The 22,063-nt window shown below is 72.9% G+C and carries 21 protein-coding genes and 2 riboswitches; of the genes, 12 read left to right on the top strand and 9 right to left on the bottom strand.

The genetic code is table 11. From position 1 onward, the window contains the following. Nucleotides 1-118: 118 nt before the first annotated feature. Genes ACGFJ2_RS45190 through crcB form a run of 4 tightly spaced genes read right to left on the bottom strand, consistent with a single transcriptional unit; the run spans nucleotide 119 to nucleotide 2,149 of the window. On the bottom strand, nucleotides 119-940 hold the full coding sequence (locus ACGFJ2_RS45190) for a sulfite exporter TauE/SafE family protein (RefSeq protein WP_393479153.1): 822 nt from the start codon (nucleotides 938-940) through the stop codon (nucleotides 119-121). 5 nt (nucleotides 941-945) lie between these two features. Further along, nucleotides 946-1,308, bottom strand: a complete 363-nt coding sequence (locus ACGFJ2_RS45185) for a CrcB family protein (protein ID WP_357960631.1) — start codon at nucleotides 1,306-1,308, stop codon at nucleotides 946-948. Nucleotides 1,309-1,319: 11 nt separating this feature from the next. Next, on the bottom strand, nucleotides 1,320-1,673 hold the full coding sequence (locus ACGFJ2_RS45180; protein WP_357960450.1) for a DUF190 domain-containing protein: 354 nt from the start codon (nucleotides 1,671-1,673) through the stop codon (nucleotides 1,320-1,322). Beyond that, a complete protein-coding gene (gene crcB / locus ACGFJ2_RS45175; RefSeq protein WP_393479150.1) occupies nucleotides 1,670-2,149 on the bottom strand; it encodes a fluoride efflux transporter CrcB in 480 nt (159 codons plus the stop codon). Before crcB ends, ACGFJ2_RS45180 begins: the two co-directional genes overlap by 4 nt. Nucleotides 2,150-2,319: 170 nt before the next feature. Here crcB and ACGFJ2_RS45170 point away from each other — a divergent pair, with 170 nt between their 5' ends. From ACGFJ2_RS45170 to ACGFJ2_RS45135, 8 genes are all read left to right on the top strand, one after another. After that, the gene (locus tag ACGFJ2_RS45170; protein ID WP_393479147.1) at nucleotides 2,320-3,276 is read left to right on the top strand and encodes a hypothetical protein; all 957 of its coding nucleotides are present in this window, start codon (nucleotides 2,320-2,322) and stop codon (nucleotides 3,274-3,276) included. Nucleotides 3,277-3,516: 240 nt separating this feature from the next. Further along, nucleotides 3,517-5,067, top strand: a complete 1,551-nt coding sequence (locus ACGFJ2_RS45165) for a M28 family metallopeptidase (protein ID WP_393479144.1) — start codon at nucleotides 3,517-3,519, stop codon at nucleotides 5,065-5,067. Beyond that, nucleotides 5,045-5,174: riboswitch (cobalamin riboswitch) on the top strand. (Overlaps the previous gene by 23 nt.) A 34-nt stretch (nucleotides 5,175-5,208) precedes the next feature. Continuing rightward, on the top strand, nucleotides 5,209-5,397 hold the full coding sequence (locus ACGFJ2_RS45160) for a CbtB-domain containing protein (protein ID WP_357960438.1): 189 nt from the start codon (nucleotides 5,209-5,211) through the stop codon (nucleotides 5,395-5,397). 8 nt (nucleotides 5,398-5,405) lie between these two features. Then, nucleotides 5,406-6,146, top strand: a complete 741-nt coding sequence (locus tag ACGFJ2_RS45155; protein WP_393479141.1) for a CbtA family protein — start codon at nucleotides 5,406-5,408, stop codon at nucleotides 6,144-6,146. Between the two features lie 6 nt (nucleotides 6,147-6,152). Then, a complete protein-coding gene (locus tag ACGFJ2_RS45150) occupies nucleotides 6,153-6,755 on the top strand; it encodes a histidine phosphatase family protein (protein ID WP_393479138.1) in 603 nt (200 codons plus the stop codon). A 19-nt stretch (nucleotides 6,756-6,774) separates the two neighbouring features. Next, on the top strand, nucleotides 6,775-8,916 hold the full coding sequence (locus ACGFJ2_RS45145) for a VWA domain-containing protein (protein ID WP_393479136.1): 2,142 nt from the start codon (nucleotides 6,775-6,777) through the stop codon (nucleotides 8,914-8,916). A gap of 2 nt (nucleotides 8,917-8,918) precedes the next feature. Then, a complete protein-coding gene (gene cobO, locus ACGFJ2_RS45140; RefSeq protein WP_393479134.1) occupies nucleotides 8,919-9,521 on the top strand; it encodes a cob(I)yrinic acid a,c-diamide adenosyltransferase in 603 nt (200 codons plus the stop codon). An 8-nt stretch (nucleotides 9,522-9,529) separates the two neighbouring features. Continuing rightward, the gene (locus ACGFJ2_RS45135) at nucleotides 9,530-10,909 is read left to right on the top strand and encodes a cobyrinate a,c-diamide synthase (protein WP_393479287.1); all 1,380 of its coding nucleotides are present in this window, start codon (nucleotides 9,530-9,532) and stop codon (nucleotides 10,907-10,909) included. On the opposite strand, the gene cobN is transcribed toward ACGFJ2_RS45135, so the two are convergent. Then, on the bottom strand, nucleotides 10,864-14,451 hold the full coding sequence (cobN, locus tag ACGFJ2_RS45130; protein ID WP_393479131.1) for a cobaltochelatase subunit CobN: 3,588 nt from the start codon (nucleotides 14,449-14,451) through the stop codon (nucleotides 10,864-10,866). The two genes, ACGFJ2_RS45135 and cobN, sit on opposite strands and share 46 nt — an antisense overlap. A gap of 34 nt (nucleotides 14,452-14,485) precedes the next feature. After that, nucleotides 14,486-14,674, bottom strand: a riboswitch (cobalamin riboswitch). 28 nt (nucleotides 14,675-14,702) lie between these two features. Here cobN and cobG point away from each other — a divergent pair. The 3 genes from cobG to cobJ are packed head-to-tail and all read left to right on the top strand — an operon-like array spanning nucleotide 14,703 to nucleotide 18,095. Then, entirely contained in the window at nucleotides 14,703-15,950 is a 1,248-nt protein-coding gene (cobG, locus tag ACGFJ2_RS45125) for a precorrin-3B synthase (protein ID WP_393479129.1), read from the top strand. A gap of 37 nt (nucleotides 15,951-15,987) precedes the next feature. After that, nucleotides 15,988-16,608 carry a precorrin-8X methylmutase gene (locus ACGFJ2_RS45120; RefSeq protein ID WP_393479126.1) on the top strand — a complete coding sequence of 207 codons (621 nt, stop codon included), beginning with the start codon at nucleotides 15,988-15,990 and terminating at the stop codon, nucleotides 16,606-16,608. A 5-nt stretch (nucleotides 16,609-16,613) separates the two neighbouring features. Next, complete coding sequence (gene cobJ, locus ACGFJ2_RS45115) at nucleotides 16,614-18,095, top strand: precorrin-3B C(17)-methyltransferase (protein WP_393479124.1); 1,482 nt, start codon at nucleotides 16,614-16,616, stop codon at nucleotides 18,093-18,095. Here cobJ and ACGFJ2_RS45110 read toward each other — a convergent pair. The 4 genes from ACGFJ2_RS45110 to ACGFJ2_RS45095 all read right to left on the bottom strand — a co-directional run bounded on the left by ACGFJ2_RS45110 (nucleotide 18,086) and on the right by ACGFJ2_RS45095 (nucleotide 21,240). Next, complete coding sequence (locus tag ACGFJ2_RS45110) at nucleotides 18,086-18,826, bottom strand: cobalt-precorrin-6A reductase (protein WP_357960412.1); 741 nt, start codon at nucleotides 18,824-18,826, stop codon at nucleotides 18,086-18,088. The two genes, cobJ and ACGFJ2_RS45110, sit on opposite strands and share 10 nt — an antisense overlap. A 73-nt stretch (nucleotides 18,827-18,899) precedes the next feature. Further along, complete coding sequence (gene cobM, locus ACGFJ2_RS45105) at nucleotides 18,900-19,655, bottom strand: precorrin-4 C(11)-methyltransferase (protein ID WP_393479121.1); 756 nt, start codon at nucleotides 19,653-19,655, stop codon at nucleotides 18,900-18,902. Beyond that, nucleotides 19,652-20,857, bottom strand: a complete 1,206-nt coding sequence (gene cbiE / locus ACGFJ2_RS45100) for a precorrin-6y C5,15-methyltransferase (decarboxylating) subunit CbiE (RefSeq protein WP_393479119.1) — start codon at nucleotides 20,855-20,857, stop codon at nucleotides 19,652-19,654. Before cbiE ends, cobM begins: the two co-directional genes overlap by 4 nt. Next, entirely contained in the window at nucleotides 20,854-21,240 is a 387-nt protein-coding gene (locus ACGFJ2_RS45095; protein ID WP_357960405.1) for a pyridoxamine 5'-phosphate oxidase family protein, read from the bottom strand. Before ACGFJ2_RS45095 ends, cbiE begins: the two co-directional genes overlap by 4 nt. 63 nt (nucleotides 21,241-21,303) lie before the next feature. Between ACGFJ2_RS45095 and cobF the strand changes: the two genes are divergently transcribed. Continuing rightward, nucleotides 21,304-22,062, top strand: coding sequence for a precorrin-6A synthase (deacetylating) (cobF, locus tag ACGFJ2_RS45090; protein WP_357960403.1), 759 nt, complete (start codon nucleotides 21,304-21,306; stop codon nucleotides 22,060-22,062). The last annotated feature ends 1 nt before the right edge of the window (nucleotide 22,063 follow it).

The following is a 22,063-nucleotide window of genomic DNA, read 5'->3' as shown; positions in this document are numbered from 1 at the left end:
ACGAATAGCTCCGGCGTCACGGCTGGCTCTCCCTGATCGCCGAGTCGCGTCGCCGCCGCCATTCGCGGCCAAGCCGACACCGGCCGTTGTAAGCCGCCACCACGGGAATCCGCCCGGGTCAGAGACCGATCAGCAATAACACGCCGGCCACCACCAGCCCGGCCTCCACCGCCACGACGAACACCCCGTCGCTGACCCGGGCGACGATCTTCTTGCCCAGCCAGGCGCCGGCCAGCGTGGCCGGGGTCAGGGCCGCGCCGTAGGTCAGCACGCGCCAGCCGAGCAGATCTCCGGCACCATAAGCGGCGATCTTGGCCAGGTGCATGACCAGGGCGCTGGCCGCTTCGGTGCCGATGTAAGCGGCTCGCGTCAGGCCGTACGCCAGGAAGAACGGCGCGGTGAGCGGTCCGACCGAGCCCAGCAGCGCCGAGCCGAGACCGGAGGCCGCGCCGACCGCCGCGAAGGCCGGGTCGGCCGGCGAGCGGGGATGGGGACGCAGGCGCCGCCAGGCGACCACGACCAGCAAGAAGACGCCCAGCAGCCGCTTGAGCGGCCCCAGCGGAGCGTGCGCCAGCAGCAGGCCGCCGGCCACGGCCAGTGGAACGGCGCCGAGGGCGAACCAGCCCACCAGCGACCAGCGCAGCTCACGCCGATTGAACACGACGCGGGAGCCGTTGCTGGCCAGTTGGGCCAGCGTCAGCATCGGCACCGCCACGCGTAACCCGAACAACGCGGTGAAGACCGGCAGCAACAGCACCCCACCACCGAACCCGGCCACCGCCGAGACCACCGCCAGCACGAACGCCGCCGCGCACGCGGCGGCAAGCGTCAGCGCGAACCTGGCATCGATCATCGACGTCAGCGCGAACGTGCCGTCGATCACCGACGTCGGCACGAACGCCGCATCCGAGGCCGACGCGTACACGGCATCGATCACCACCGGGCTCAGCCCGTTACGGCATGGGCCAGCGCGAACCCGAACACGCCCGCGCCCAGGCCGCCGGCCACGCTGGCCACCACATTGGCCCAGGCGACGAAGCGAGCGCCATCCTGGGCCAGCCGCAGGGTCTCATAGCTGAAGGTCGAGTAGGTGGTCAGCGCGCCACAGAACCCGGCGCCGGCGAAGGCCATCACCGCGCCGTCGGCGGGCAGTCCGGCCAGGAAGCCCAGCAGCGCCGAGCCGGCCAGGTTGACGGTGAAGGTGCCCCACGGGAACAGGGAATCGTGGCGCGCCTGGACGAACCGGTCGGCCAGGTAACGCAGCGGCGCGCCGATCGCCCCGCCGAGAACGACCAGCGCCACTGTCAGCGGGCCGCCGCTCACTGGGCCGGCCCGCTGCTGGGGCGGCCGACATAGCGGATCACCTCGACCTCGTCCAAGATGACCAGCCCCTCAGAGATCAGCTCGTCCAGCTGCGGCAGGAAGGCCCGGATCCGTTCGGCGGCGTCGACGATGACGACCGACACCGGCAAGTCCCCCGACAGCGACAGGATGCGCGAGGTGTGGATGTGGTTGGAGGCCCCGTAGCCCTCCATGCCGCGAAACACGCTCGCGCCGGCCAGCCCGGCCGCATGCGCGCGATGGACGATCTCGTGATACAGCGGCTTGTGGTGCCAGGTGTCGGTGTCGCCGACGTAGATGGTCAGCCGTAGCGCCGCTCCGGCCAGTTTCATGCCCGCCTGCTCTTTCCGACGCACCAGCGGACCACGGCGCTGCCCGCCCATACCGCGGTCAAGGCCAGCACGGGGGTCAGCGCCAGGTACGCCAGCGCCATGCGAGCCGCGTCGCCCGCCAGCAGCTGGCTGGTCTCCAGGATGTACGTGGAGAAGGTGGTGAACCCGCCCAGCACGCCGACGCCCAGCAGCGGGCGCACCCATCCGGGCGCGGACCAGACCTCGGTGATGGCCACCATGAGCACCCCGATCAGCAGACACCCGACGGTGTTGACGGCCAGCGTCGTCCACGGAAAGGCCCCGGCCTGGCGCGGAAAGGCCACGCCCAGGCCGTAGCGGGCCAGCGCACCCGCCGCGCCGCCGAGCGCGATCACCCCCAGCGTCGCCCACGGAGCCCGGCGCAGCTCGGCACGCTGGGCGGCCACGCGCAGGTCGACATCGGCGTCCACGGGACGCTCCGTTTCGGGACGGGACATGAAGATCCTCCTACCAGCAGCACAAAACAACCTCTGGTAGGGACCGTTGGCGGCTGGGTGCCACGGTTACCCGCCACCTGGTCGGCGGCGAGGCGGTGGGCCCCACCACCGCGACCTCCCCCGGGGAGGTTCCCCTCGACTATACCGATCGGCCGAAACAGGACCCGGTAGTGGCCTCTCCTGCCGGCGCCTCCGCAAGACGTCAGGCCGCGGTGATGGTGGAGTTCCTCAAGGCCGCCCGCGACATGCGGCAGAAGCCGCTGGTGATCGCGCACCACGCGGCGCGGTCGGCGACCGGGCTCGGCGTGTGGGGGCAGGACACTCCGCGCGAGTTCCGCAACGGCAACAACACCGCCCCCGACGTGTACGTGGGCTTCGAGGGCGCCCCCGGGCACCAGGCCGGCCCGCTGAACGGCGGCGCCCGCGGCGGGTACGGCAACCACCCCACCTACGGCGGCTTCGACCAGATGACCGCGCGGGTCGGCGGCCTGTGGGACTCGCTGCTGGGCGAGGGGCGGCACTGGTGGATCACGGCCACCTCCGACTCGCACGTGCACTGGACCCGCGGCGGTTCGGACTTCTGGCCGGGCGAGTACAGCAAGACGTACGTGATGGCCCGCCAGGACTACGGCGACATCATGGACGCCCTGCGCAACGGCCGCATCTTCGTCACCACCGGGGACCTGATCACCGCTCTCGACGTCACCGCCGGCAACCAGGGCCGCCAGGCCACCGTGGGCGAGACGCTGGTGGTCAACCGGCGCAACCGCACCGACGTCGAGGTCGAGATCCGGTTCCGGCCGCTGGAGGGCAAGAACGGCAACGGCGACCGCCCGGAGGTGCGGCGCGTCGATCTCATCACCGGGCAGGTGAGCGGCGTGAGCGCCAACCTGGACGCCGACACCAACCCCACCACCAAGGTCGTGGCGCGCTTCGGCCCGGGCGACTGGCGTCGGCAGGGCCGGGACTACGTCATCCGGCACACGCTGAGCGACGTGCAGACCGACAGCTACCTGCGGGTACGCGGCACCAGCACCGACGAGATGGAGCCGGCGGCCGACGGCAAGGAGAGCCCGTGGCAGGACCTGTGGTTCTACTCCAACCCCGTCTTCGTCCGCGTCCGCTAGCCCGCCGGCCTTGGGCGGTCCCGTTCATCCGCGTCCGCTGACCCGCTCACCCCGGCCGGCCCGCTGACCTGGGGCGGTCCCGCGTACCACGCGGGGCCGCCCTCTCTTCGCACCAATCGCGGCGCCGGGGGTCTTTCAACTGGGGGTCTTTTCAACGGCTACGGGGCCGGGTTACGTTCGCGTTCGGCGAGACTCGGGGATCGTCTGCCTTCCCGTTCCTGTCCCACAGGGGGAATCCGAATGCGCAGAGTCATCACCATCCTGGTCACCGCGCTCTCCGTGACCATCGCCATGGCCGTGCCCGCCAACGCCGACGGCCTGGACGACGTCTTCGCCAAGCTGCTGGTCAAGCAGGTCAAGGGGACGAACGTCGCCAAGCACCTGCAAGCCCTGCAGGACATCGCCACCGCCCACGGCGGCATCCGCGCGACCGGCACCAGCGGCTACGACGCCTCCCGCGACTACGTGGCGAACAAACTGCGCAAGGCCGGATACAAGGTCACGCGGCAGCCGATCAACTTCGTCGAGAGCTGGGCCGAGAACGCCCCGCCGACGCTGGCGCTCACCGCGCCGAGCGCGAAGACGTACCTACCGAACGAGGACTTCTTCACCTTCCAGCCCTCCCCGTCGGGCGAGGTGACCGCGCCGGTCCAGGGCGTGGACCTCACGCTGCCACCCACCCCCACGCCGACCTCGACCAGTGGCTGCGAAGCGGCGGACTTCGCCGGGTTCGTGGCCGGACGTATCGCGCTCGTCCAGCGCGGCACCTGCCCGTTCGTCACGAAGGTGCAGAACGCGGCCGCGGCGGGTGCGACCGGGCTCATCATCTTCAACGAAGGCCAGCCGGGTCGTACTGACGCGTTCCCGTTGGACATCGGCGAGTGGCGGGGCGGGATCCCCATGGTGTTCGCCGACTTCGCCGTGGGCAACGAACTCGCGAGCACGCCGGGCGCGACCGTACACCTCAAGGTCGACGCCAACCTCGTGCTCGGCAGCACGGACAACGTGATCGCCGAGACCCGCTTCGGCGACCCGCGCAATGTCGTCATGGTGGGCGCGCACCTCGACAGCGTGACGGCGGGGCCCGGCATCAACGACAACGGCTCGGGCAGCGCGGCGATCCTGGAGGTCGCCGAGGAGATGGCGCTCTACCCGGTCAGGAACAAGGTCCGCTTCGCCTTCTGGGCGGCCGAGGAGATCGGGCTGCTCGGTTCCGATCAGTACGTCGGGTCGTTGTCGCAGGCGCAGCGGGACCGCATCCGGGTGTACTTGAACTTCGACATGGTGGCCACGCCGAACTACGCCTACAAGCTGTACGACGGCGACAATTCCGACAACGTCGGCTCTCCCGCCGGTCCGCCCGGTTCGGCCGAGATCGAGCAGCAGCTGGCGGCGTTCTACGGCTCCCGCGGCCTGCCCACGGTGGGCACGGACTTCGACGGGCGCTCGGACTACGGGCCGTTCATCGCGGTCGGGATCCCGGCCGGCGGCATCTTCACCGGCGCCGAGGGGATCAAGACGGCCGCTGAGGCGGCGCTGTTCGGCGGGACGGCCGGGGTCGCCTACGACGCCTGCTACCACCAGGCGTGCGACACCATCGCCAACATCAACGCCACAGCGCTGGACGTGGACACGGACGCCATCGCCGACTCCGTCGCCCGTTACGCGTTCAACCTCCGCTCCATCCCGCCGCGAGTGGCACCCGCGACCAGCCGTGCGCGCTTCACCCCGCCAACGTCAGCCTTCCTCGATGTGTTGACGCGAACGGGAGGAAAGGATACGTTCCGGTAGATTTCACGGTTGTCCAAGGGAAATCCGGTGAGATGCCGGTGCGGACGCGCCACTGTATCCGGGACGTAGATCCCGGGAGCCAGGTCGCTTGGGCCTCCGTGACCTCATTTGTTGGGACGCGTCATCCCTGAGGAGGCACTGATGAGTGGCCTGTCCGCTCCTACCGTCATTCCGTTCCCCCGTCTGCGGCTGTGGTTGCTGGCCGTACCGGTACTGCTGCTGGTCGCCTACCTGGTGCTGATGGACAACGGCGCCATCTCGCAGACGGGTGCGTACCTGCACGAACTCATGCACGACGGGCGTCACCTGCTCGGCGTGCCCTGCCACTAGACCTCGGCATGGTACGCACCCTGCTGGTCAGGGGCCTGCTTCTGGGCCTGCTGGCCGGATTGATCGCGGGCGGCTTCGCCTTCGCCTTCGGGGAACCGCAGGTGGACAGTGCCATCGCACTGGAACAGGCGCACGCCGCGCAGGAACCTGGCCATGACCACGGCGAGGAGGAACTGGTCGGCAGGCCAGGCCAGAAGGCCGGGCTCTTCCTCGCCACCGGCCTGTACGGACTGGCCGTGGGAGGGGTCTTCGCCCTGGTGTACGCGGGTCTGCGGGGCCGGGTCGGTCCCCGGTCGGAGGGCGGGCTGGCGCTCGCCGCCGCCGGGTCGGCGTTCGGGGCGATGATCCTCGTACCGTTCGTGAAATATCCGGCCAATCCGCCGGCTGTCGGAGACCCGGAAACGATCAACAGCCGGACCGCCCTCTATATCGTGATGATCCTTGTCGGCCTGGCCGCGATCGCGATCGCGGTGGCGACCGCGCGCCGGGTGACCGCCGGGCCATGGGCGCGGTGGGTCGCGGCCGGGGTCGCGTACCTGGTCCCGGTGGTCGCCGCGTGGCTGCTGCTGCCGACCGTGGACGAGGTGCCCGAGGGCTTTCCTGCCACGTTGCTGTGGCAGTTCAGGCTCGTGTCGTTAGGGACGCAGCTCGTCTTCTGGACGGCCTTCGGTGTGCTGTTCGGGTGGGTGAGCGACAGGGCGGCGCGGCGGGCGGCGGCCGTACCCGCGACTGCCGTCTCGCCGGGCTGAGCCGGCGTGCTGTTCGTCCGGCACGCCAGCACGCCGGGGATGCGGACCGCCTGCTTTCCCCTGGCCGATGAGGACGCCGACGCGGCGAGCCTGGCCAGAGCACACGGCTTGGCTTCGGTGGTGGCCGACTCGGCGGCGACCGGCTCGGCGCTGACCGGCTCGGTGGTGGCCGACTCGGTGGCGTGGGTCGCTCCCAGTGTCGCGGCGCGGCAGACCGCCGCCGCGCTCGGCCGGGAAGTGTGCGTGGTCGCCGCGCTCGCCGAGGCGGATCACGGCCGGTGGCGCGGCCTGCCGTACGGGCGGGTCGCGCGGGAGGAGCCGGACGCGCTGGCGAGCTGGCTGGCGGATCCGGACGCGGCGCCGCACGGCGGGGAGAGCCTGGCCGTGCTGGCGGCGCGGGTGGCCGGCTGGCTCGACTCGGTACGCGCGGAGCCCGAGGCGGTCGCCGTCTGCGACGCGGGCGCCATCCGGGCGGCCCTCGGCCATGCGCTGGGGCTGGACCCCCTGCGCGCCGCCCGTTTCGATCTCGCGCCGCTGTCCGTCACCGAACTGACCGTCACGCGAGGCGGCTGGCGGGTCGCCCACGTCAACCGGAAGATCCTGTCTTGAACGTACGGAAGGTCCTGTCTTGATCGTCTCGTATCCATTCAGCGCCGTCGTCGGGCTCGACGACCTGAAGCTGGCGCTGGTGCTCAACGCCGTCTCGCCCCGGGTGGGCGGTGTGCTGGTACGAGGTGAGAAGGGCACCGCCAAGTCCACCATCGTGCGCGCGCTGGCCGCCCAGCTTCCCCCGGTGAACGTGGTGCCCGGCTGCCGGTTCGCCTGCGATCCGGCCGCGCCCGACGCCGAGTGCCCGGACGGCCCGCACGAGCCTGATGCCCAAGGGCTTCGCCGTCCGGCCGCGTTGGTGGAGCTGCCGGTCGGCGCGTCGGAGGACCGCCTGGCCGGCTCGCTCGACGTCGAGCGGGCGCTGACGGAGGGGGTGAAGGCGTTCGAGCCGGGCCTGCTGGCGGCCGCGCATCGCGGCGTCCTGTACGTGGACGAGGTGAACCTGCTGCACGACCACCTTGTCGACCTGCTGCTGGACGCGGCGGCCCTGGGGACCTGTTACGTGGAGCGGGAGTCGGTCTCGGTCCGGCATCCGGCCCGGTTCCTGCTGGTCGGGACCATGAACCCGGAGGAGGGTGAGCTGCGGCCGCAGTTGCTGGACCGGTTCGGGCTGACGGTGGAGGTGAAGGCGTCCAGGGATCCGGTGGAACGCGCCGAGGTGGTACGACGCCGGCTGGCCTTCGACGCGGACGCCGAGAAGTTCGCGGCCCGGTGGGCGGCCGAGGAATCGGCGCTCGCGGCCAGGATCGCCCGGGCTCGCGGCCGGGTGTCCGGCGTGCGGCTGCCCGACGCGCGCCTGCGGCAGATCGCGACGGTGTGCGCGGCGTTCGAGGTGGACGGATTGCGAGCCGACCTGGTCACGGCGAACGCCGCCATCGCCCATGCCGCCTGGCATGGGCGCGAGAGGGTGACGACCGAGGATGTACGGGCGGCGGCCCGCCTGTCGCTGCCGCATCGGCGGCGGCGCGACCCCTTCGACGCGCCGGGGCTGGACGAGTCGCTGCTCGACGAGCTGCTGGAAAGCACGTCGGAGGACGACGATCCGGACGGTCCGGAGGGTCCCGATGGCGGGAATCCTGGCGCCTCTGGGCCTCCTGACGTCTCCGGGCCTGCTGACCATTCCGGGCCTGGGGAGGACGGCGGCCCGGCGAGCGCCGCGCCACCGGCGGGTGACGGAGAAACGCCGATGCGCGATCAGCCGACCGGTCCCTCCGACGGCCGGATGATGAATGACAGCCGCGTCCCGGATGATGGCCGCCTACCGAATGACGGCATGCCGGATGGCAGGGGATCGGCGAAGCAGCCGGCCGACGCCGGGCAGCCATCGGACTCCGAGGGCACACGCGAGCAGGAGCCGCCGGGCCGGGTGGCCGGGCTGGCGGCGCCGTACCGGGTGCCGTTGCTTCAGGTGCCAGGGATCGGCGAGGGCGTGGCGGGGCGGCGCTCGCGCTCACGCACCACACGCGGCCGGGCCACCGCCTCGCGCCGCCCCGGCGGACGGGTCCGCGATCTCCACATGCTGGCGACGGTGCTGGCGGCGGCGCCGCACCAGGTGAGGCGCGGGCGTACCGGTCCCGGGCTGGTGCTGCGCCAGGACGACCTGCGCGAGGTGGTGCGTGAGGGCAGGGAGGGCAACCTCGTGCTGTTCGTGGTGGATGCCAGTGGCTCGATGGCGGCTCGCCGGCGGATGAGCGCCGTCAAGACGGCGGTGCTCAGTCTGCTGCTCGACGCCTACCAGCGGCGCGACAAGGTCGGCCTGGTCACCTTCCGTGGCGCGGGCGCCGTGCTGGCGCTGCCGCCGACCTCGTCGGTGGAGGCGGGCGCGGCCCGGCTGCGCTCGCTGCCGACCGGCGGCCGTACCCCGTTGGCGGCCGGGCTCGTGCGGGCGGCGGAGGTGCTGCGCGTGGAGCGGCTGCGCGACCCCGCACGGCGGCCGCTGCTGGTGCTGGTGACCGACGGGCGGGTGACGGCGGGCGGCGATGTGGAACGGGCCGCCACCCTGCTGGACGGCACGGCGAGCGTGGTCGTGGACTGCGAGAGCGGCCCGGTGCGGCTGGGCCTGGCGGTCCGGCTGGCGGCACGGCTGCGGGCGCGCCTCGTCCCGCTCGACGCGCTCTCCGACCTGAGTTCGGTCGTACGCGATCACCGGAAGGCGGTCTGATCATGCCGCAAGGGAAGCCCGCCACCGTCCCCGACGACGGTCTCACGACCCGGCAGCGCCGGACGCGGCCGCTGCTGATCGTGCACACCGGGCCGGGCAAGGGGAAGTCGACGGCCGCGTTCGGGATGGCGTTGCGCGCCTGGAACCAGGGGTGGCCGATCGGGGTGTTCCAGTTCGTGAAGTCGGCCAAGTGGCGCATCGGTGAGGAACGGGCGCTCAAGGTGCTCGGCGACACGGCCGAGGGGGGCTCGGTGACCTGGCACAAGATGGGCGAGGGCTGGTCGTGGATCCAGCGTCCCGGCACCGAGGAGGATCACGCGGCCGACGCCCGTGAGGGCTGGGCGCAGATCAAACGCGACCTGGCGGCCGAGACGTACCGGTTCTACGTGCTGGACGAGTTCACCTACCCGCTGAAGTGGGGGTGGCTCGATCTGGACGACGTGCTGGAGACGCTCGCCGGGCGGCCGGGCAGCCAGCACCTGGTGATCACCGGCAGGGACGCGCCCGAGCGGCTGGTCGAACTCGCCGATCTGGTGACGGAGATGGGCAAGGTACGTCATCCCATGGACGCCGGGCAGAAGGGTCAGAAAGGCATCGAGTGGTAGTGCCGCGGCTGGTGATCGCCGCGCCTGCCTCGGGCAGCGGCAAGACGACCGTGGCCACCGGGCTGATGGCGGCGCTGCGGGCGCGCGGGCTGGCGGTCTCGCCGCACAAGGTGGGCCCCGACTACATCGATCCGGGCTATCACGCGCTGGCCGCCGGGCGTCCCGGGCGCAACCTGGATCCGTGGCTGGTGGGCGAGGAGCTGGTGGCGCCGCTGTTCCTGCACGGTGCGGCCGGGTGCGACGTGGCGGTGGTCGAGGGCGTGATGGGGCTGTTCGACGGCAAGGGCGACGGCGACTTCGCCTCCACCGCGCACGTCGCCCGGCTGCTGGACGCGCCGGTGGTGCTGGTCGTGGACGCGGCCCGGCAGAGCCGGTCGGTGGCGGCCGTGGTGCACGGGTTCGCCACGTTCGACCCGCGCGTACGGGTGGGCGGGGTGGTGCTCAACCGGGTGGCCTCGGATCGGCACGAGGAGCTGTGCCGGGCCGCGCTGAACGCGGCGGGCGTGCCGGTGCTCGGCGCGATCCGCCGCGACGACGCCGTCTCCACGCCCTCCCGCCATCTGGGTCTGGTGCCCGCCGCCGAACGTGAAGCCGAGGCCGTACAGGCCGTGGAACGGCTCGGCGCCCTGGTGGCGCGCTCCTGCGACCTGGACGGGCTGATGCGGCTGGCGACGACGGCGCCCCCGCTGACCGCCACGGCATGGGACCCCGCGACGGCGTCTGCCCTCACTGGCCCGGTATGGGACCCGACGAAGGAGAGCGCCGGCGTCGAGGAGAGAGCGCGCGTCGGAGAGGGTGTCGTCGTGGCGGTGGCGGGCGGGGCGGCCTTCACGTTCGGGTACGCCGAGCACGTCGAGCTGCTGCGCGCGGCCGGTGCGGACGTGGCGACCTTCGACCCGTTGCGCGACGAGAAGCTGCCGGACGGCACCGCCGCGGTGGTGCTCGGCGGCGGCTTCCCCGAGGTGTACGCCGCCGAGCTGGCCGCCAACGAGCCGCTGCGTGAGCAGGTGGCCTCCTTCGGCGGCTCGATCGCCGCCGAGTGCGCGGGGCTGCTCTACCTGTGCGAGGAGCTGGACGGGCGGCGTATGTGCGGGCGGGTGCCGGGCCGGGCGCGGATGACCGGCAGGCTCACGCTCGGCTACCGGGACGCCGTGGCCCTGAAGGATTCACCCCTGACGCGGGCGGGCGAGCGCTTCCACGGGCACGAGTTCCACCGGACCACGGTCGAGCACGGGGGCGAGCCGCTGTTCCGGAACCGGGGTGGCGGCACGGACGGACACGGCGACCCGCTGGTCACCGCGTCCTACCTGCACCTTCACTGGGCCGGATCGCCGGCCCTCGCTCACCGGCTCGTGTCGTCCTCCAGGTCCCCTTCGGTCTTGAGATAGACCTCCTGCAGACCGCGCAGGATCTCCGGGTCCGGGTGCTCCCACATGCGACGTTCGGCGGCCTCCAGGAGCCGTTCGGCGATCCCGTGCAGCGCCCACGGGTTGGACCGGGCCATGAACTCCTGGTTCTCCCGGTCCAGCACGTACGTCTCGGCGAGCTTGTCGTACATCCAGTCCGCCACCACGCCCGTCGTGGCGTCGTAGCCGAACAGGTAGTCCATGGTCGCGGCCAGCTCGAAGGCGCCCTTGTAGCCGTGCCGCCGCATCGCCGCCAGCCAGCGCGGGTTGACCACCCTGGCGCGGAAGATCCGTGAGGTCTCCTCCGACAGGGTGCGGGTGCGCACAGCGTCGGGGCGGGTGCTGTCGCCCACGTACGCGGCCGGGGCCCGGCCGGTGAGCGCGCGGACGGTGGCGATCATGCCGCCGTGGTACTGGAAGTAGTCGTCGGAGTCGGCGATGTCGTGCTCGCGCGTGTCGACGTTCTTGGCGGCCACGGCGATCCTGCGGTAGGCGTCCTCCATCTGCGGGCGCGCGGCCACGCCGTCGAGGTCGCGGCCGTAGGCGTAGCCGCCCCACACCGCGTACACCTCGGCCAGGTCGGCGTCGTCGCGCCAGTTGCGGCTGTCGATCAGCGGCAGCAGCCCGGCCCCGTAGGCGCCCGGCGCGGAGCCGAAGATCCGCATCGTGGCGTGGCGTTCCTCGCCGCCGGTCGCGGTCACGTGGGCGCGTACGTAGTTGTGCTCGGGCGGCTCCTCCAGCCCGGCGGCCAGCCGTACGGCGTCGTCCAGCATGGCCACCACGTGCGGGAACGCGTCGCGGAAGAAGCCGCTGATGCGGACGGTCACGTCGACGCGCGGCCGGCCCAGCTCGGCGAGCGGGATCGGCTCCAGGTCCGTGACCCGGCGCGACGCCTCGTCCCATACGGGGCGGATGCCGAGCAGGGCCAGCACCTCGGCCACGTCGTCGCCGGCCGTACGCATGGCGCTGGTGCCCCAGACGGACAGTCCCACCGAGCGGGGCCAGTCGCCGGTGTCGGCGCGGTAGCGCTCCAGCAGAGATTCGGCCATCGCCTGGCCGGTCTCCCAGGCCAGGCGGCTGGGCACCGCCCGGGGATCGACGGAGTAGAAGTTACGGCCGGTCGGCAGCACGTTGATCAGGCCGCGCAGCGGCGATCCGCTCGGCCCGGCGGGCACGTAGCCGCCGTCGAGGGCGTGCAGGACGTGGTCGAGCTCGTCGGTCGTCCGGGCCAGGCGCGGGACCACCTCCGTGGCGGCGAACGCGAGCACCCGCGTGACGAGCTCGCGCCGATCGGCGGGCAGCGTGCGAGCGACCTCCTCGGCCGCCTCCGGTGCCCAGCCTCGCTCCTCCATCGCCTCGACCAGGGCACGAGCGGTCGCCTCGGCCCGGTCCGCCTCGGCCAGCCCCGCCGTGCCGTCCTCGGCCAGGCCGAGCGCCTCACGTAAGCCGGGCAGGGTCTCGCGGCCCGACCACATCTGCCTGGCGCGCAGCATGGCCAGCACCAGGTCCACCCTGACCTGCCCGGCCGGCGCCTGGCCGAGCACGTGCAGGCCGTCGCGGATCTGCGCGTCCTTCACCTCGCAGAGCCAGCCGTCCACGTGCAGGATGAAGTCGTCGAACTCGGTGTCGTGCGGCCGATCGGCCAGCCCGAGGTCGTGGTCGAGCCGGGCGGCCTGGATCAGTGTCCAGATCTGGGCGCGGATCGCCGGGAGCTTGGCCGGGTCCATGGCGGCGATGGTGGCGTGCTCGTCCAGGAGCTGTTCCAGCCGGGCGATGTCGCCGTATGTCTCCGCCCGCGCCATCGGCGGCACCATGTGGTCCACCAGCACCGCGTGCGCCCGCCGCTTGGCCTGGGTGCCCTCGCCCGGATCGTTGACCAGGAACGGGTAGATCAGCGGCAGGTCGCCGATGGCCGCGTCGGTGCCGCACGAGGCGGACATGCCGGCCGACTTGCCCGGCAGCCATTCCAGGTTGCCGTGCTTGCCCACGTGCACCATCGCGTGCGCGCCGAACTCGGCCGACAGCCAGCGGTAGGCGGCCAGGTAGTGGTGGCTGGGCGGCAGGTCGGGGTCGTGGTAGATGGCGATCGGGTTGTCGCCGAAGCCGCGTGGCGGCTGGACCATGACCACCACGTTCCCGGCGCGCAGCGCCGCCAGGACGATGTCGCCGTCATGGACGAAGAGCTCGCCGGGCGGGGGTCCCCAGTGCCGCTCGATCCCGGTGCGCAGGCCGGCGGGGAGTGTGCGGTACCAGCGTTCGTAGGAGGCGGCGGAGATGCGTACCGGGTTGCCCGCCAGGTGCTCCTCGGTCAGCCAGTCCTGGTCCTGGCCGCCCGCGGCGATGAGCGCGTGGATGAGCGCGTCGCCGTCCTGCTCGGCCACGCCGGGGAAGCCCTCGCCCAGGTCGTAGCCCGCTTCGGCGAGCCGGGCCAGCAGCCGTACGGTGCTGGCGGGGGTGTCCAGCCCGACGGCGTTGCCCACGCGCGAGTGCTTGGTCGGGTACGCCGACAGCATCACCACCAGCCGCCGCCCGCCGGGCGGGGTGTGGCGCAGCAGCCCGTGGCGTACGGCGATGCCCGCCACCCGCGCGGCCCGCTCCGGGTCGGCGACATAGACGGTCAGCCCGTCCGGATCGATCTCCTTGAAGGAGAACGGCACCGTGATGATCCGCCCGTCGAACTCGGGGATGGCCACCTGCGAGGCGGCGTCCAGCGGCGACAGGCCGTCGTCGTTGTCCTCCCACGCCTGCCTGGACGTGGTCAGGCACAGACCTTGCAGGATCGGCACGTCGAGCGCGGCCAGCGCGCCCACGTCCCACGCCTCGTCGTCCCCGCCCGCGCCCGCCGTCGCGGGACGCGAGCCGCCCGCCGCCAGCACGGTCACCACCAGCGCGTCGGCGGCCCGCAGGGTCTCCAGCAGCTCGGGTTCGGCGGTGCGCAACGAGGAGCAGAACACCGGCAGCGCCTGCCCGCCCGCCTCCTCGACGGCGGCGCAGAGCGTCTCGACGAAGGCCGTGTTGCCCGCCATGTGGTGCGCCCGGTAGTAGAGCACCCCGATCACGGGCCCCTCGTGTGACCGTGCCTCGCGCTCCAGCCGCCCCCAGGACGGCGTGGGCGCCGGCGGCGCGAACCCGCGCCCGGTCAGCAGGACGGTGTCGGACAGGAAGGCGTGCAGCTCGGTCAGGTTGGCGGGCCCGCCGTGCGCCAGGTACGCGTGCGCGTCGGCGCAGACGCCGCCGCTCACCGTGGACAGCTCCATCAGCTCGGCGTCCGGCGCCTGCTCGCCGCCCAGCACCACGACCGGACGGGGCCCGGCCAGCAGCGCGTCGAGCCCCTCCTGCCAGGCGCGGCGACCGCCGAGCAGCCGTACGACGACCAGGTCGGCCCCCTCCAGCAGGCCGGGCAGATCGTCGGGGTCGAGCCGGGCGGGGTTGCCCAGACGGTAGGCGGCGCCACAGGCACGCGCGCTCAGCAGGTCGGTGTCGGAGGTGGAGAGCAGCAGGACGGTATGGCTGTCGCCAGGCACGGCACGATCCTCCCTCGGGGTCCTCGCCCCGGTCGTGGGTGTCGCGACGGCAGGAGTCTCCTGGCTCCCGGATCAGCGCTCACCCCGGCCTTCCCACCCGTTGCCGGGCAGTGGCCTGCGGTGGGGTTCGCTCCCCGGTCACAGTGGCGGGACCGCGCCGGATTCGCACCGGCTTCCTCCCTTTGCCATCGCCTACCCAGGAGCCTACGGCAGGAGCAACCTCCACCAGAAGTGGCGTTACCATCCTCATCGTGTCCATAGCCGACTTTTCCGGACGGGTCCGGCCCGACGCCTGTCCGGGAGCGCTCCAGGTGCACGAGGCCGCCGACGGCCCGCTGGCCCGGGTCCGCCTGCCCGGCGGCGCGGTCTCCGGCGTCCAGCTCCGCGAGCTGGCGGCCTGCGCGGCGGAGCTGGGCTCCGGGGTGGTCGAGCTCACGTCGCGGGCGAACGTACAGGTGCGGGGCCTGCGCGCGCCGGCCGTCTTCGCCGAACGGATCGCCGGCGTCGGGCTGCTGCCCTCGGCCGCGCACGAACGGGTACGCAACATCGTCGCATCGCCGCTCGGCGGCCGCGGTCCTGCGGGTTTGGTGGACACGCAACCCCTGGTCGAGGCCCTGGACCTGGCGCTGTGCGCGCGGACCCGGCTGGCCGGGCTGCCAGGGCGCTTCCTGTTCGCGCTGGACGACGGCACAGGTGACACGCGGCCGCTGGCCGCCGATGTCACTCTCGTGCCTGCGGCAGTGAATGATGACGCCTGGGCGGCACTGCCCGACGGCGCGGTGGCGGGCGGTGACGCCTGGGTGTCACTGCTGCTGGCGGGCGTGGACACCGGGCTTGTCGTGCCTCGTGACGCGGCGGTCGGGCAGATGATCGCCGCCGCCGAGGCGTTCCTCGACGAACGGGAGCGCGGGCTTTCCGATCGTGACCGGGGCGCGTGGCGGATCGCGGAGTTAGCGGACGGTCCCGCCCGAATCGCCGCCCACCTCGGCGTTGCGGGCGAGCGTGCGACGACCGCTCTGGACGCATCCTCTCCCCGCTCGGCCCATCGTCCCGGACCTGTCGATCAGCGGGACGGCCGCGTGGCGCTGGAGGCCGTGGTGCCGCTCGGGCGGCTGTCCGCCGCTCAGGTACGCGCTGTCGCCGACACCGCCGACGACGGCGGGGCGGTTCCCGTACGGCTGACGCCGTGGCGGACGGTCGTCCTGCTGGACCTGTCCCCCGCCGCGGCCGAGACGGCGGTGCGGCAGCTGTCCGCGGCAGGGCTGGTGACCGATCCGGCGTCGCCCTGGGTCGGGGTGAGCGCCTGCACCGGACGTCCCGGCTGCGCCAAGTCGCTGGCGGACGTGCAGGAGGACGTACGGCGGTGGGTGGCGACCCTGGACGCGCCCGCTGCGACGCCGGTGCATTGGGCGGGTTGCGAGCGGCGCTGCGGGCTGCCCCGCGGCCGGGTGGTCCAAATGGTGGCCACCGCCGACGGCTACGAGGAACGACCGCTTTGATGGCGGTCAGCTTCGACCGATACGAGGAAAGGCAGCAGTGACCGACTACCTGCGCGACGGCGCCGAGATCTACCGGCGCTCATTCGCGACCATCCGTGCCGAGGCCGACCTCACCGGGATGCCCCCGGATGTGGCCCAGGTGGCGGTGCGGATGATCCACGCGTGTGGCATGACCGACCTCGTCGCCGACCTGGACTGGTCGCCTTCGGTGGTCGTCCGGGCCCGCGAGGCGCTGCGGCGCGGCGCGCCCGTGCTGTGCGACGCGCAGATGGTCGCCTCCGGCGTCACCAGGCGCAGGCTGCCCGCCGGCAACGACGTGGTGTGCACTCTGGGCGAGCCAGGCGTGCCGGAGCTGGCCGAACGCCTCGGCACCACACGCAGCGCCGCCGCCCTGGAGCTGTGGCGCGACCGGCTGGACGGCGCCGTGGTGGCGATCGGCAACGCCCCGACCGCCCTGTTCCGGCTGCTCGAACTGGTCGCCGACGGGGCCGGCAGGCCGGCGGCGGTGCTCGGCGTGCCGGTCGGCTTCATCGGCGCGGCCGAGTCCAAGCGGGCCCTGGCGGACAGCGACCTGGAATACCTGGTGGTGCACGGGCGCCGCGGCGGCAGTGCGATGACGGCGGCGGCGGTCAACGCCATCGCGAACGAGACGGAGTGACGGCGATGACGGGACGGCTGTACGGGGTCGGACTGGGCCCGGGAGACCCTGAGCTGGTCACGGTCAAGACGGCCCGGCTGATCGGCGAGGCGGACGTGATCGCGTACCACGCCGCCAGGCACGGCCGCAGCATCGCCCGCTCGATCGCGCTGCCGTACCTGCGGGAGGGGCAGATCGAGGAGTTGCTGCTGTACCCGCTGACCACGGAGACCACCGACCACCCCGGCGGCTACCAGGGCGCGCTGGACGACTTCTACGCCGACTGCGCCGAACGGCTGGCCGCGCACCTGGACGCGGGCCGGATAGTGGTCGTGCTGAGCGAGGGCGACCCGCTGTTCTACGGCTCCTACATGCACATGCACAAGCGGCTGGCCCACCGCTATCCGACCGAGGTGGTGCCGGGCGTGACCTCGGTCAGCGCCGCCTCCGCCGTGCTGGGGCGGCCGCTGGTGGAGCGGGACGAGGTGCTGACCGTACTGCCCGGCACGCTGCCCGCCGAGGTGCTGGCCGAGCGGCTGCGCGGCACCGACTCGGCGGCGGTGCTGAAGCTGGGCAGGACGTTCGAGAACGTCCGCGACGCCCTGGCCGAGGCCGGGCGGCTGGACGACGCCTGGTACGTCGAGCGCGCCACCATGGGCGCCGAACGCGTCGCGCCGCTCAAGGACGTGGACGCCGACGGCGTTCCGTACTTCTCGCTGGCCCTGCTCGCCAGCCCGGCCGAGCGCACCTTCGTCCCCGAGCCCTCATCGACCGAGGGGCGCGGCGAGGTGACCGTCATCGGTCTCGGCCCGGCCGGGCGGCCGTGGCTCACGCCGGAGGCACAGGAGGCCCTCGCCGCGGCCACCGACCTGGTCGGCTACGGCCCGTACGTGGACCGGGTGGCGCCCAACCCGCGCCAGCGCCGCCACCGAACCGACAACCGGGTCGAGGCCGAACGCGCCAGGCACGCGCTGGAGCTGGCCGCGGCGGGCGCGCGGGTGGCCGTGGTGTCCTCCGGCGATCCCGGGGTGTTCGCCATGGCCAGCGCGGTGCTGGAGGAGGCGGCGGCCGGGTTCCCCGACGTGCCGGTACGGATCGTGCCCGGCCTGACGGCCGCGCAGGCGGTGGCCAGCAGGGCGGGGGCGCCGCTCGGCCACGACTACTGCGTACTGTCGCTGTCGGACCTGCTCAAACCGTGGGAGGTGGTGGCCGACCGGCTGACCGCGGCCGCCAAGGCCGACCTGGTGCTGGCGCTGTACAACCCGGCCTCGCGCAGCCGTACGTGGCAGCTCGCCGCCGCGCGTGACCTGCTGCTGGAGCATCGCGACGCGGCCACTCCGGTGGTGATCGGCCGCGACGTCGGCGGCGCACAGGAGAGCGTCACCGTCACCACGCTCGGCGAGCTCGACCCGGCCCAGGTGGACATGCGCTGCCTGCTGATCGTCGGCTCCTCCACGACCCGGGTCACCGCTCGCGGCGTCGTCTACACCCCCCGCCGCTACCCCTGAGCCCAGAGCGCCGCCGCGTTCACGGTCTCCACCAGGCGGACACCCGTCGGCAGCGGCGGCCGGTCCACCATGATCACCGGTAGCCCCAGCTCGCGGGCCGCGACGAGCTTGGCGGCCGTGAGCCGGCCGCCGCTGTCCTTGGTGACCAGCACGTCCAGACGGTGCTCGCGGATGAGGGCCAGCTCGCCCTCGACCGTGTAGGGCCCACGGTCGAGCAGTACGTGTACGTGGGGCGGGACCGGCGATTCGGGCGGATCGACGGACCTGGCCAGCAGCCACACCCCGGCCAGCCCGGTGAAGACGGGCAGACTCCGGCGCCCGGTAGTGAGAAACACCCGCACCGGCCCGGCCGACTCGGCGAGGCGGGTGGCGGCGGCCTGCAGGGAGTCGACGCGCTGCCAGGTGTCGGCTGGTCCCTGCGGCCAGCCCGGTCGGCGCAGGACGAGGAGCGGCACGCCCGTGCGCGCCGACACCTCGGCCGCCGAAGCCGTCATCCGCGCCGCGAACGGGTGGGTGGCGTCCACCATGGCGTCGATCCGCTCGGCGGCCAGCCACGTGGCCAGCCCGTCCGGCCCGCCGAATCCGCCCGCGCGCACCTCGCCGACCGGCAGCCTCGGGTTCGTCACCCGCCCGGCCAGCGACGACACCACGTGCACGCTCGGGACGTCGGCCAGCTCGGCGGCCAACGCCCGCGCCTCCGCCGTGCCGCCCAGGATCAGAACCCGTCTCATGCCGCCATCCTGCGCGCCTGCGCTGTGCCGCTGCCCCTGCGGCACCGCCTGCCCTGCCGCAGGGGCAGCGCGATCAGGTCCCGTCGCATGATCGTTCCCGCTCCGCGCTGTACAGGTGGCTGTCGGGAAACTGTGTCGCCGACAGCGCCCGGCCGACGACGATCACCGCGGTGCGGCGGATCCCGGCCTCGTGGACCTGCTCGGCGATGTCCCTCAACGTGCCGCGCAGAACGACCTCATCGGCCCGGCTCGCCCGCGCCACCACCGCGACCGCGCAGTCGGCCCCGTAGGAGGGCAGCAGCTCCGCCACCACCGCGTCGATCCGCTGTACGGCCAGGTGCAGCACCATCGTGGCACGGCTGGCGCCCAGCGTGGTCAGGTCCTCGCCGTCGGGCATCGGCGTGGCCCGCGCCGACGTACGGGTCAGGATGACCGTCTGGCCGACACCGGGCACGGTCAGCTCCCTGCCCAGCGCGGCCGCCGCCGCCGCGAACGCCGGAACGCCCGGCACCACCTCGTACGGCACGCCGAGCACGTCCAGCCTGCGCATCTGCTCGGCCACCGCGCTGAACACCGACGGGTCCCCCGAGTGCAGCCGCGCCACGTCCATGCCCTTGGCGTGGGCGGCGGCCAGCTCCGCGACGATCTCGTCGAGCGTCAGGTTCGCGGTGTCCACCAGCCTGGCGTCTGCCGGGCAGGACTCCAGCAGTTCGCGGGGTACGAGCGAGCCCGCGTACAGGCAGACCGGCGACGATTCCAACCGCCGCAACCCCCGCACCGTGATCAGATCCGCGGCACCGGGGCCAGCCCCGATGAAGTACACGGTCACGACACGTCCTCCCTGACGATCGACCACACGGTCACCGGCATCGCGGCCCGCCAGCCGGTGAACCCGCCGACGGGCGCGGCCCGCTGCACGGACAGGCGCACCAGATCGCCGCCCAGCCGGGCGTACCATCCGGCGACGAGGGACTCCGACTCCAAGGTCACGGCGTTCACCACGAGCCTGCCGCCGGGCCGCAGCGCCGCCCAGCAGGTCTCCAGCATTCCGGGCGCGGTGGCGCCGCCGCCGACGAACACCGCGTCCGGCGCGGGCAGGCCCTCCAGCGCCACCGGCGCTCGCCCCTCCACGACGCGCAGGGCGGGAACCCCGAGCCGGTCGGCGTTGCGGCGGATGGCGGCGACGCGATCGGCCCTGCTCTCGACCGCCACGGCGGCGTTCGACGGGTGGGCGCGCAGCCATTCGACGGCGATGCTGCCCGCGCCCGCGCCCACGTCCCACAGCAGTTCGCCGGGCAGCGGCGCCAGCCGTGACAGGCTGACGGCCCGGACCTCGCGCTTGGTGAGCTGCCCGTCATGCTCGAAGGCCGTGTCCGGCAGTCCGGGCACGCGAGCGAACGGCTCGGCGCCGGGTCCGGCGACGCACTCGACCGCGATCACCTGCAACACCGATGTCGCTCCCGCCCATTTCTCGGCCGTTCCCGTCCGGATGGACTCCGACGCCGCGCCCAGGTCCGACAAGACCGTCATCGGGCTCGGACCGTACCCGAGCCCGGTCAGCAGCCCCGCCACCAGAGCCGGGGCGTCCCGACCGGCGCCCAGCACCAGGACCCGGCGCCCGGGAAGGATCGCGGCGTTCAGCGCGGCCAGCGGGCGGCCCACCAGGCTGACCACGTCCACCTGCTCGACCGGCCAGCCCAGCCGAGCGCACGCCAGCGACAGCGACGACAGATGCGGCAGCACCCTGACCCGGGCCGCGCCGAGCAGCCGCACCAGGGTGGAGCCGATGCCGTAGAACATCGGATCGCCGCTGGCCAGCACGCACACCTGGCGATCGGCGTACCGCTCCATGAGCTCGGGCAGCGCGGGCAGCAGCGGCGAGGGCCAGGCCACCCGCTCAGCACCGGACCGGGGCACGAGGCCGAGTTGGCGGGAGGCGCCCATGAGCACCTCCGCCGCCTCCAGTACGCGTCGCGACTCCGCCGGCAGGCCGTCCCAGCCGTCCGCGCCGATGCCGACGACGGTGATCACACGTTGCCCAGCACGCGCGTCACCTGGATCTCCACCACCACCCGCGCCGGATTGGGCCGGGGCGGCTTGTAGCGGGCGGTGTAACGGCGCTCGGCGTCGGCCACCTGCTCCGGTTCGGTACGCACCACGGCCCGCCCCTCCAGCGTCGACCACCGCCGGCCGTCCACCTGGCTGAGCGCGACCAGCGCGCCGTCCGCTCCGATGAGCCGGGCTTTGTACGAGGAACCGGAGGTGATCACCCGGGCGACGCCGGTCTCCAGATCCAGCGTCGCGCCGACCGGCACCGCGTGCGGCGGCCCGCCGGAACGCGCCGTTGAGAGCGTGCACAGGTGCCGTTCCTGCCAGAACGCGGCGAAAGCGGCGCCCTGCTCGACCAGATTCACGAGCCTCCTCGAGGGAATTGCGGAGGCATATCGTATATCCAGCTCTCTGGCAGACTCGTGCGGGTGAAGCGGCTACTCATCATCGGCATCGGCGCCGGAGATCCCGACCATCTCACTCTGCAGGCGGCCAAGGCCATCTCCGCCACGGACGTGTTCTTCATCGTCGACAAGGGCGAGGTCAAACAGGATCTCGTACGTCTCCGGCTGGACCTGATCGACCAGCACGGCCGCCCGCCGTACCGGATCGCCGAGGCCCGCGACCCCGAGCGCGACCGCACCACCCCCGCCTACACCGCCGCCGTCGAGGACTGGCGCTCCCGCCGCGCGCTGGCCTGCGAGGCGCTGATCCGTGAGGAGCTGAAGGAGGGCCAGACGGGGGCGTTCCTGGTGTGGGGCGACCCGGGCGTGTACGACAGCACGCTGACCATCGTCGAGGAGATCCTCCAACGCGGAAACGTCACGTTCGACTACGAGGTGATCCCAGGGGTCAGCAGCGTGGCCGCGCTCACCGCCCGCCACCGCACCAGCCTCACCCAGGTCGGCCGCCCCGTGCACCTGACCACCGGCCGCCGCCTGGCCGAGGACGGCCCGTCCGCCGACGATGTCGTGGTCATGCTGGACGCCCACTGCTCCTTCGCCGGCCTCGACGACTTCCACATCCACTGGGGCGCCTATCTGGGCAGCCCCGACGAGATCCTGGTGTCCGGCCCGGTGGCCGAGGTCGGCGACCGGATCCGCGAGCTTCGCGCCGAGGCCAGGGCCCGCAAGGGCTGGATCATGGACACCTACCTGCTGCGCCGCCTTCCTCGTACGGACAGTTGAG

Source organism: Nonomuraea sp. NPDC049028 (assembly GCF_043197735.1).
Lineage (GTDB): Bacteria > Actinomycetota > Actinomycetes > Streptosporangiales > Streptosporangiaceae > Nonomuraea.
This window is presented reverse-complemented; position numbering and strand designations above follow the sequence as displayed.